The following is an 11829-nucleotide window of genomic DNA, read 5'->3' on the forward strand; positions in this document are numbered from 1 at the left end:
TTAAGGGGCTGAAACACCAACACCCGCTATATTATATTTAAAAGACGAATTTGTTGTTCCGTTCCAAAAAACAGTGCCATCAGAAGCTATATAATTTTGAGCTGTATTTTGATTTAAGGTGATACCATATTTCAAAGCTAAATACGAAATAATCTTTTGTCTATCAACAGATTTAGAAGCATCATAAAGGATGACTTCTGATATTTCTGACCCTGCTAATAAATTATCCGTTGAACTCACTTGTCTAGAACCAATCAAAGGTGTAGAAGTATAAGATGGAATATCTGTTGGACTATTTGTAGAAAGTCCATTCAATTTGATGGTTTGAGTACCTGTTTCACTCATATCTGCATTCATTAAAGTATAAGGAATACTGTTTGCAGAAGCAATTCCAGTAGCAGTACCTGCTGTTCTGATATAAAAATTACCACCTTCTGTATGAAAGAAGTAACTTGCGGCTCCGCTAACTTTATCTCCTAGTACAGCACCCGATGCACTTGCACCAGTTGCATTTACAATTTTGGCCACAGAAAAGGCATCAACATGAGTGATAGAAGTGTTTCCAACAAATAAGGAACTTCCATTAAACCCAACTGAAGGATTAAAGTTTGCGCCTGTTAAATTGGCTGTTGGTGTTCCTGTAATACTAAAGGTGTTTGTACCTGTTAAATCCAACCAACTGGTAACTGTACCCGAAGAAGGTGTCAAATCAGCATCTGCTTTTACCCATAAATTCATATTGGTATTGATTCCTCCAGGAGCTATTCCATTAGCCAAAGCCATATAAAAATCATTTGCTAATTGAGTAGCACTTACAATAAACTCATAATACGAAACTCCTCCTGAAGTAACTTTTGAAGCCTGTGGAGCAATGTAGGTATTGGTTGTTGAACTAGCCGTAGCACTAAAAGTGCTCGTACTACTTAATATAATTTTTGGTGTAGTCGATCCAAAAAACATGGCAGATGGAATTAATACTCTTGTATCCTGTGCATAACTGCCTGTATTGTCCACAAACCATACTCTGGACGATCTGGAAAATGCTGAAGCATCGCCAAAAGTATCACTAAAAGAGGTAAACCCAGTCAAATTATTATCTCCCCAAACTAAAAATTGGTTGTTTGCGCTTATATCGGTCGTATTGGCAGCATTAGTAGCTGCCAACGAGGCAGTACTCATAATAACTTGATTACCCGAATTGACAGACTTGGATTGTTTTTGATGCAAATCTGAAAATGCATCCTTGCCAATGCCCGCTATATTGTTTTTGTAGGTAGCATTTGCTGTGGCATCCCAAACCACAATACCGCTAGACGATACGTAATTTTGTGCCGTGGTTTGGTTCAAGGTATAGCCATATTTCAATGCCATATAACTTTCTATCTTATTACGATCTACACTATTCAAAGCGTGGTTTTCGTTATAAACAATCACCTCGGGAATCCCTCCAAAGTAATGTTCATTTCCTCCTGTCGCCGCCGACACGTTGTAGCCCTCGGAACCTATCACAAATGTGTTGTCGGTTATATCGCCAGAGGCATTGCCAGAGGCTATCAACTTCCCGTTTAAGGATAGATTATTGCCATTTGTTGCAGACCAAAACATACTGATTCCGTGTGCTGGTAAGCTCTGAACGTTATAAATATCGCTAAATATTTGACCTCCAGATCGCCACATTTGATAATTATCCGTTGCTTGAGACAAATTCGGATTGTCGTCGCCAAAGCCCGCAATGGTTTGCCAAGTTCCTGTTGTTGCTGTAGCACTTCGGGCTGTACTGTACAAAGATCCTGCCGTAGCATTGGTACCCATTATGCCCGTTAATTTATAAAAATAGGTTTGATTGGTCGGTTTGAAATCAAAATAAGGATTGAAGTTGAAATCATAAACCCCATTTGTGGCACTTTGTGTCAGTACAGGCTGGCGGCTTGCCGCTGCTTGCACTACATGGTTCCCATTTATCGACGCATCGTTCCATTGTGCTCCACTCGATACTCCATCATTGGCCTTAAACCATGCTCGCAATCCTGTAGCTACTCCTCCTGGTGCCGTAATGGAACTGATTGTGAAATAAAAATCAGACGATACTTGACTTGCCGTGAGTTTGTATTCATAATAACTCAATCCATTTACTGTTACCGTGGCCGTTTCGGCTGTTATATACGTATTGGTGGTGCTACTTGATGTGGCACTAAAGCTGCTGTTGCTGCTCAAGATCAGCTTGGGTTTGTTCGCTCCTCCATACAAACTCGTGGGTATCAAAATCCGAGTGTCTTGGTTGTAACTTCCCGTGTTGTCGGCAAACCATACTCGTTTTAATCGGGAGTAAACACTCGCATCGCCAAAACTGTCGGCAAAGGCTACTGTGCCTGTTTGGTTGTTATCGCCTATTACCAAAAATTGTTTGTCGCCACTAACGGCAATACTGTTGCTCGCATTCGATGCCGAAACAGCTCCTGTACTTACTATAACTTGTGATCCTGAATTTATCGACTGGCTTTGTCGTTGTTCTAATCCTGAATCATCATCTCGTCCCAAGCCGAAAATATTGTTGCTAAAACTAGCATTTGTTGTAGCATCCCAATAAACGCTCGCATCTGATGCCATATAATTATAAGGCAACGTTATCCCGTATTTTAATCCCAAATAGGATTCTACTCGTTGGCGTTCGTTTGACGAATTGGTATTGTTAGGATACGATACCAACTCGGCTATCTCGTTGCTTCCAAAACTATTGGTACCCTGAGCTCCAACCCAAAAATTGTAGGAAGCACTAGCTCCTACAACTGTAGATCCGGTCCATGTGCTATTGGCCGATGTCCCATTGATTCGGGTTAAAACACTACCATTGGTTATTCCTTGGGTGCTTTGCAAACGAATGGTATTGATCGTAGGGGCCGAAATGTTGGAATTTCTATTGGCTATCATATCAAATCCTGTATGACCGCCTATATTCCAAGTGCCGCCTGATCCGTCGGAATGGTTATACAACACCGAACTCGTACTCTTGGCTCGATAAACAATATAGGTGGTACTAGAATATGGATCGCTACCCGATATCAAGCTCGTACGATTGATCAATCCTGTACTCAACACATCATTTGAACCATCAAATCCAACCGTAGCATTGAAATTAATCAAATTGCTAGAAGTATTATAAACCGGGCGTGAGGCCGTTGTCGATTGTGTCAAATGTCGGGCATTACCCGATTGATCATCCCATTGAGACACCCCGGTAGCATTGGTTACACCAACGTTGGACTTATACCACAATGATGCCCCAGATACTCCGCCAGGAGATTGGGCTGATATATTATTACTCGTAATCAAGAGCAAAACTATTATTTGCAGAAAAAATATTTTTTTTAACATTTTATAGACTATTAATTTTTTTTTACCAATACCTACTTGAACATCTTGATGTTTTATTACTATCATAAACTAAATGAAAAATTACATGCTTTAATTACATTTTGCTATATAAATACTTTTAAATAAATTATACGGATTTTCTTGTTTTTTTAATTAATAAATAAAATAATCATTATTTTTATTCAGTAATTTTTTAAAAAAAATTGAAATTTACTTTAGTATTTAGAGTGTAAAATTAGCATTTTAAATTATATAAATAAAAAATAAAATAAAAAATTAATAAAAAAAATTAAAATTTTGATTATCAGATACTTATATTTAAAAAATAAATTATTTTATGAATTTTTTATAAATAAAATCTACTATTTTTAATTTATGATTTAAAATTCATCAAGACGAAACGTTAGTTTCAACCGTTGAAATACATTTTAAAATATAACTTTCAAACACTCCTTTTTTCATTAAAAGGCTAAAAATAGAAATATTTTTTATGCTATATATTTCATATTAACCTATCATTTCAAAACTAATCAGCTATTAATTTTTATCTTTTTTTAAGAACCTCTTAATATAAAACATGTACCTTTGCATTTCAAATTAATTTTATTTATACTAAGAAAACTATGTTCAAAAAAATTTTAAAATATGCAAGTATCATATTGGTTCTATTATTTGGTCTTTTGCTATTACTCCCTTTTGCATTTCAAAATCAAATCAAAGATAAAATTACAGATGCCATTAACCAAAAAGTAAATGCACATGTGAAATTTGAAGATGCTTCATTGAGTTTTATAAAGAATTTTCCAAATGCTACTGTACAACTCAATCAATTAGTCATCATTAATAAAGCCCCTTTTGAAGGTGATACCTTATTATATGTAGAAAAATTGAATTTGAAAATGGCATTGACTGAAATATTCAACAGTAAATCCGAAGCCATAAAAATAGATGGTTTTAGTACGGCGAATGGCTTTGTCAATGTAATTGTAAATGAAAATGGTATTGCCAATTATGACATTGCCCTAAAAACCCATGCACCAACTACTGAAACAGAAAAAAGCGAGCCTTTGAATTTAAAAATTGAGAATTATGCTATTGAAAATTATAGCATCAGGTATTTTGATCGAAAATCAAAATTAAAAATGATTATCAAAGAGTTGAATCATCAAGGCAAAGGCGATTTCAAAGCAGCACAATTGAATTTAGACACCCAAACAGCTGCTAAAGTTTCGTTTGAAATGAACAACGTTAATTATATGAATAACATGGCTTTATCGTTGGAGGCCATTTTAGACATTGATTTGAATCAGAACAAATATACATTTAGAGAAAATAAAGCCAAAATCAACGAGTTGCCACTTGAATTTAACGGATTTGTCCAAATGTTATCTGATGCTCAAGTGTATGATTTGAAATTTAAAACACCCTCTTCGTCTTTTGAAAATTTTTTGGGGTTAATCCCTACAGCTTATGCTGCTACACTTGATGGCGTAAAAACAACAGGCGATTTTACTGTAGAAGGTTTTGCAAAAGGTTCCTTAACAAAAACCACTATTCCGCAATTTAGTGTGGCCATTCAATCCAAAAATGGTTCATTTCAATATCCTAATTTGCCCAAATCGGTTAAAAACTTAATCCTCGATACAAAAATCATCAATCAAACGGGGTTAATGGCCGATACTTTTGTCAATTTAGACCAACTGTCATTTCAAATAGACCAAGATGTATTTTGGGCAAAAGCACAGATTAAAAACCTCAATACCAATCCTTTAGTTGATGCTGCTATAAAAGGCACTATCAATTTGAGTAATTTTTCTAAAGCATATCCTATTAAATTAGACCAACCTTTGACGGGGGTTCTACATGCCGATGTAACCACTAAGTTTGATATGCAATCTGTTACTAATAACGATTATCAAAATATTTACAACGCTGGTACTCTGCAATTAACGGGTTTTAATTATAACAACGCTGGTAAAAACATGGCTATTCAAAATGCCCAATTGCAATTTAATCCAAGTCATATCAAGCTAATAGATTTTAAGGCTACAACTGGCAAAAGCGATATGTCGATTTCGGGTGTATTAGAAAATTTTTACGGATTTATTTTCAAAAAACAAGAATTAAAAGGTAATTTTAATTTGTTTTCAAATGTTTTGGCTGTATCTGATTTTATGGAAACGGCTCCCACTACTCCATCCGCAACAAATTCGGACAAATCAACCCCAACAAATACTAAAACCCCAAATGGCAAAAGCACGAAAATTCCATCGTTTTTGAATTGTACCATTTCGGCAAAAGCCAATACCATTTTGTACGACAATTTGACTTTGAAAAATGCTTCGGGAACCATGACTATTGCCGACCAAAAAGTAATACTTCAGCATATAAAAACCAATATATTTGGGGGTGCTATTGCTTTTGACGGTAGTGTTTCAACAAAAGGTAAAACACCTGTTTTTGATATGAATTTAGGATTAGATAAAGTAGATATTTATCAAACATTTACCTCGTTGGATATGCTCAAAAAAATAGCACCATTGGCAGGAGTTATTAACGGGAAATTTACTTCAAACATCAAAATAGATGGTTTACTAGACGCTCAGTCGATGACGCCAAATTTGAATACGCTTACAGGTGATTTATTAGGCCAATTGTCATCGGCGGTAGTAAATACCAAAAATGCTACTTTGCTCAACAGCTTATCTTCAAATATCAAATTTTTTGATGTTAATAAAATAAACCTCAACGAAATCAAAGCATTGATCAATTTTAGTAATGGAAAAGTAAACATCAAACCTTTTGATATTAAATATCAAGATATAAAAGCCACCGTTGGCGGCACACACGGGTTTGATCAGTCGATGAATTATACTATAAAGTTTGATGTTCCCGCAAAATATTTGGGCAACGAGGCTCAAGCAATATTGTCAAAATTAGGGTCAAATGACGTAGCAAAGCTTCAAAATATCCCAATAAATGCCTCTATTTCGGGCCATTTTTCTAACCCAAAAATCACCACAGATATTAAAGCTGCATCTACTGCTCTAGCTACACAAATAGCCAAACAGCAAAAAGACAAACTCATTGGCAAAGGCACTTCAGCCTTAAATGATTTGTTGAATAAAGGCAAAAAAGACACCGTTAATAAAAGTAAAACCGATGCCCAAAAAGCAGACATTATCAACAAAGCGGGTGGGTTGATCAATGGTATTTTCAAGAAAAAATAATTGCTCTTGTAATATAAAAAAAGGCTGTCAATATATTTGACAGCCTTTTCTTTTTATAAAATTATTGGCTTTCTGATTTATAGAGTTAAATACCCGTATTTTACAGAACTGCCCAATTTACAGCGTACTATATATTTGTTATTTTCTACCTTTACAAAGGTAGAATTATCTAAAGAATATTTGCTTGGCAACACATTTGAAAGCGGTGTATTACTAATTAATTTTCCTGTTTTGGTATATTTTTGAATCACAGGAATTTTACTTTCATAAATACTTTTGTGTTGGTTATACAACAAGGTAACACCATCATTGTTCACTGTGTACATATAGGACAACAAATCGCCATTGTCGTTTACTGATGAGGGATTGCTTATCTTGATACTGTGTAACCATTCCAATTTTCCAGTAGCATTGTCTATTAAACCTACTTCTATTCCATCGTTTGAATAGGTGTAATCATTAATAATTTTCATATTGGTTTGAGCTAACGGACGTCTTTTGCTCATTACAAATAAATGATCCATCAAGGCCCATGTTTTGTCTCCAGAAACTACAAAATTCTTAATATTCAAGTCATTTATTTTACCCGTTTCATTTAACGTAAGGTATTTTCGTGTAGCTTTAGCATCAAATTTTGCACAAAGCACCCCAAGGCTATTTACACCATCTGAACCAGAAAAGGAAACACTAAATTGAAAATCACGTGAATTTTTATCCGTATATAAACCATGAATGTAAAAATCGTTGGCGTCAAATTGCCCTTTGATTTGATGTATTTGCAAATCGTTATCCAATTTTAAACTTTCTTCTACAACGGCATCTGTGGCAGGATTCCAAACATATAACGATTTATAAGGTTTCACTTTTGGCAAATCAATTTCTTTAATCATAAAAACAACACCTTCATCCGAAACAAAAAGTTGTTGATTGCCAGATTGTTTGGATGAAAATGTAAATTCATATTCTTTTTCTTGTACAACTTTACATGTTTTATCGAGTAGTGTAAACGTAATTTTCTGATTGACTTTTTTGTCATAAGAAGGTACTTTTAATGCTACATAAAAAGCTTTATTGGGTGATTGAGCCACATAATAATCGCCCGGATTGACCCCATTTTTACCAGGGAAAGAAGTAATTAAATTGTATTTTGATTTGTTTCCAGTATCGATATTGGACGTGTTCCAAAATAGTTGGTTCATTTTGGTGCTTCTATCAAATTCGGTAACAAAATACACAAAGTTTTTTTCGTTTAAATGAAACAAATCAATTAATGTTTTCATATTCAATCCCATAACCGGTTGTTCCAAAGAGGCATTAACAACTTCACTTTCAAAATCATCTTTTGGATCAACAATATCAACAATAACATCTTTGTTGAAAGTATCTTGATTGTATTTGGTTTTGACCTTAAACAACCGACCATAAAAATAATGATCTATTTTAAAATCGGTTTCATTTTCGACAGTGGCAGTTCCTTCACTCCATCTAAAAGTTTGTGCAAAACCCGTTGTTGCAACGAATAATGCTAGAATAATTATTTTTTTCATAGTTATTTATTTTCTTAAATAGTCAAAAACTTTAGTTTTGGGTTAATTAAAACAAATTTATTCAAAGATAATATAATTTCCTTCTCTCAAATCAATTTTGTATTTCACTTTAAATTCTTTTCTTTTTGTGGATTTACTTGTTTGTATTATTCTTCTTTTTGATGGAAAAACAATGATTGCATGTGAAATAATATTTGAAAACGATATTTTATCGTTGTAAAATTTATAGGTACTTTCTAGTTGCTTATAAGCATTTATTTTATGATTGTTCTTGGTTTTGTTGTTTTTCGCTACTTTTATTTCGCAAAAATAAAAATCTAATTTATTGAAAATAACATAATCACATTGTTTTGCGTCTTCAAATTGCATGACACAAGCATCGTTTTGAATAAAATAATAAGGAAAGCTACAACTATTTTCAACATGCAAGTGATTTTCTGCTGTTTTTGAAACAAATTTTGCTTTTTTAGTGGTTTGATCTTCAATTACATACAAATGTTTTTCATTGATTTCCGTTACACAGCCCCGTTCTTGAATTTCTGGAAAAGCTTCATGAATTACTGCAATCATACCTCCAATAATTTATCAAATTCATCTGAAAAATCATTCGAAATACTATCAATCATATTTTCTTTGATTTGCCCCAATTTATCATCCATTATTTTATAAGCTTTGCCGTTTTTTAATTGGTAAGCAATGAATTTTTTAGGATTGAGCCAAGATTCTTTTTTAATGATTTTAGCGACTTCTTTGGGTTTGGATTGCCCTTTGTCATAAGCCAATAACAAATTATTTAACGAAGCTAATATAAATGGACTGTGAGTTGTTAAAATCAAATTTCTTCTTTCGGTTAAACAATTTTTAATCAAATAGCTAATCAATTCGTGTTGGGCTTTTGGATACAAATTCAATTCCGGCTCTTCGACCACAAAGTTGAAATTGTAGTTGTCTTTTAAGGTATTAGCATATTCAACAAGAAGTAAAATTGGAATAATAGATTGCAAGCCTGAAGCCGACTCTAATAAATCTATCTTTTCGGTTTCATTATGATAAATATAAGATGTTTTTCCTTCTCGTTTGTATTTGATGTTTTTGTCAATAATATTTAAGGGAAGCTCTTTTATGGTTTGAATCGCTTTTTCATAATCTTGCCCCGAATTTAATAAATGCTTCGGAATTTGAACATTATTATTGATTAAACCAAGGGTATTTTCTGCAATTAAATGGAGAAAAGCTCTCTCGGTTGGGATAAAAATGGAATGAATTGTGCTTGATTTCCATCTTATTTTTTCTTCATTTACTTCTGAAAATTGTATGGATTGATATTGAAAATGTATAGTGCCTTTTATATATGAAATACTGCTTTCTTCATTCAAATACGAATAAATGGAATATTTTTTTAATGCTTCTTCAAAACTTGCTTTGTCTTCTTCTCTAAAATCCACATCCTCAAAAATAGAAAGCAATTTGGCAAGTGTACTTTTACCAGAAGCTTGCGCTCCGATAAAAGTAACCATGTCTCTAACCTCAATTTCGATGTCTTTTAGAGGGCCAAAATTTTTAACTATAAGTTTTGCTTTTTCCATCTTTCAAAGATAAGGGTATTATTTCCCTAAATATTCCACATTTTTTTGTTCGCCCACCACTTTCATCAAGCCGTGTTTTGCGATGCCTTTGCTCGCAGCGTCCCATTTTTTGCCGCTTAAATCAGCTTTTATTTTTAAGTCGACAATAGAAATTCCTTCGTTAGCTTTTAAAATTTCGATAATGTGTTTTTCGTCTTCGGTCAATTCAGGACCTTTTTTCTCTGGTCGCATTTGCGGGAAAAACAATACTTCTTGAATACTCGGATTGTTGGTCAAAAACATGATTAATCTATCCATTCCAATTCCCAAACCAGAGGTTGGTGGCATTCCGTATTCTAATGCTCTTAAAAAATCTTCGTCAATTATTCCATTGGCTTCATCATCGCCTTTTTCTGCCAATGCCATTTGGGCTTCAAAGCGTTCACGTTGGTCAATTGGGTCGTTCAATTCAGAATAGGCATTTGCGATTTCTTTTCCGCAAACCATCAACTCAAAACGCTCGGTTAAATCTGGATTATCACGGTGCGATTTGCACAATGGCGACATTTCTTTTGGATAATCGGTTATAAATGTAGGTTGAATGAAGTTGCCTTCGCATTTTTCGCCAAAAATTTCATCAATTAGTTTTCCTTTACCCATGGTTTCATTCACTTCAATTCCCATGGATTTTGCGGCTTCACGCAATTCCTCCTCTGTTTTACCTGTAATGTCGAAACCTGTAAATTGCTTGATGGCATCAGTCATCGTAACTCTTGCATAAGGTGCTTTAAAATCTACTTGATGCTCGCCAAACGTAGCTTCCGTTGTGCCATTTACTTGCATGGCACAATATTCTAGCAAGTTTTCGGTCATGTTCATCATCCAGTTGTAGTCTTTGTAGGCTACGTAGATTTCCATAGCGGTAAATTCTGGGTTGTGCGTTCTGTCCATCCCTTCATTACGGAAGTTTTTCGAAAATTCATAAACACCATCAAAACCACCTACAATTAATCTTTTTAAATACAATTCGTTGGCAATTCGCATGTATAACGGAATATCCAAACTATTGTGGTGTGTAATAAACGGACGTGCCGCAGCTCCACCCGGAATGGATTGCAACACCGGAGTTTCCACTTCCATGTAGCCCGCTTGGTTGAAAAATGTTCGCATGGCTGCAAAAAGTTTTGTTCTTTTTACAAACACTTCTTTTACTTGAGGGTTCACCACCAAGTCCACATATCGCATTCTATACCGCAATTCGGGATCGGTAAAGGCGTCAAAAACACGACCTTCGTCATCTGTTTTTGGCAATGGCAACGGGCGAAGCGTTTTGCTCAAAAATGTAAATTGCGAAACACGCACGCATTTTGCACCCACTTGCGTGGTAAACAAAGTGCCTTCAATGCCCACAAAATCTCCCAAATCGGTTAATTTTTTAAATACTTGGTTGTATAGTGTTTTGTCGTCGCCTTCGCAAAGCACATCACGGTTTACATACAATTGAATGCGGCCATCGCTGTCTTGCAATTCGGCAAAAGACGCTTTTCCTTGATCACGAACACTCATCAATCGACCAGCCAAAACTACTTTTTTGCCTTCTTCAAAATGCTCCTTCACCTGCTTTGAGGTGTGATCCACCGGAAATAAATCGGCAGGATACGGGTTGATTCCTAAATTTCGTAAAGCGTTGAGTTTGTCTCTTCTAATGATTTCTTGTTCTGATAATTGCATGATTGTTTATTTTTTTTAACCGTGCAAATATAAATTAAAATGTAGATAGATTCCAATTTCAAAAGAGGTTAATTGTTAATGACTGTTTGAAATACATACCTAAATAGTCAAAGTGTTTCATTTGCATTGCGTTTATGGGATTTTGTATGAAATGGAACTCGCAAAAACGCAGTGCTTCAATGTAAAGCATGAATCAAGTTTTATTAAAAAATTATGACCAAAATAAATTGATTCCTATTGCTTGATTTTTAAACTCAAGAATTTTGGAATTTATACCAAACACTCCTATAAAATAGCCCAATCTGCTAGCTCTTTTTCTCCAAATATTTCACAAAAAAATAATTACGTAGCCCAGCTATGAAATGATTTTTTTTATAAAATCTT

The 11829-nt window shown here is 34.4% G+C and carries 6 protein-coding genes; 1 reads left to right on the forward strand and 5 read right to left on the reverse strand.

From position 1 onward, the window contains the following. The gene (locus tag B0A58_RS13930) at window positions 1-3438 is read right to left on the reverse strand and encodes a hypothetical protein (RefSeq protein ID WP_089081568.1); all 3438 of its coding nucleotides are present in this window, start codon (window positions 3436-3438) and stop codon (window positions 1-3) included. Window positions 3439-3995: 557 nt separating this feature from the next. Between B0A58_RS13930 and B0A58_RS13935 the strand changes: the two genes are divergently transcribed. Beyond that, window positions 3996-6602, forward strand: a complete 2607-nt coding sequence (locus B0A58_RS13935; RefSeq protein WP_089081569.1) for an AsmA-like C-terminal region-containing protein — start codon at window positions 3996-3998, stop codon at window positions 6600-6602. Between the two features lie 77 nt (window positions 6603-6679). Here the strand turns inward: B0A58_RS13935 and B0A58_RS13940 are convergent, their stop codons facing one another. The 4 genes from B0A58_RS13940 to lysS are packed head-to-tail and all read right to left on the reverse strand — an operon-like array spanning window position 6680 to window position 11445. Continuing rightward, entirely contained in the window at window positions 6680-8149 is a 1470-nt protein-coding gene (locus B0A58_RS13940) for a hypothetical protein (RefSeq protein ID WP_089081570.1), read from the reverse strand. A gap of 57 nt (window positions 8150-8206) precedes the next feature. Continuing rightward, window positions 8207-8719 (reverse strand): hypothetical protein, encoded by a 513-nt coding sequence (locus B0A58_RS13945; protein WP_089081571.1) that lies wholly within the window; start codon window positions 8717-8719, stop codon window positions 8207-8209. Then, window positions 8716-9735, reverse strand: coding sequence for an AAA family ATPase (locus B0A58_RS13950; protein ID WP_089081572.1), 1020 nt, complete (start codon window positions 9733-9735; stop codon window positions 8716-8718). Before B0A58_RS13950 ends, B0A58_RS13945 begins: the two co-directional genes overlap by 4 nt. Before the next feature lie 18 nt (window positions 9736-9753). Next, on the reverse strand, window positions 9754-11445 hold the full coding sequence (gene lysS, locus B0A58_RS13955; RefSeq protein WP_089081573.1) for a lysine--tRNA ligase: 1692 nt from the start codon (window positions 11443-11445) through the stop codon (window positions 9754-9756). Between the last annotated feature and the right edge of the window lie 384 nt (window positions 11446-11829).

Source organism: Flavobacterium branchiophilum NBRC 15030 = ATCC 35035, assembly GCF_002217205.1.
GTDB lineage: Bacteria > Bacteroidota > Bacteroidia > Flavobacteriales > Flavobacteriaceae > Flavobacterium > Flavobacterium branchiophilum.

Bases quoted from the DNA above. Each gene is read 5' to 3' on its own strand.
- B0A58_RS13930 (WP_089081568.1), bottom strand. From the start codon at position 3,438: ATGATAGTAATAAAACATCAAGATGTTCAAGTAGGTATTGGTAAAAAA.
- B0A58_RS13935 (WP_089081569.1), top strand. From the start codon at position 3,996: ATGTTCAAAAAAATTTTAAAATATGCAAGTATCATATTGGTTCTATTA.
- B0A58_RS13940 (WP_089081570.1), bottom strand. From the start codon at position 8,149: ATGAAAAAAATAATTATTCTAGCATTATTCGTTGCAACAACGGGTTTT.
- B0A58_RS13945 (WP_089081571.1), bottom strand. From the start codon at position 8,719: ATGATTGCAGTAATTCATGAAGCTTTTCCAGAAATTCAAGAACGGGGC.
- B0A58_RS13950 (WP_089081572.1), bottom strand. From the start codon at position 9,735: ATGGAAAAAGCAAAACTTATAGTTAAAAATTTTGGCCCTCTAAAAGAC.
- lysS (WP_089081573.1), bottom strand. From the start codon at position 11,445: ATGCAATTATCAGAACAAGAAATCATTAGAAGAGACAAACTCAACGCT.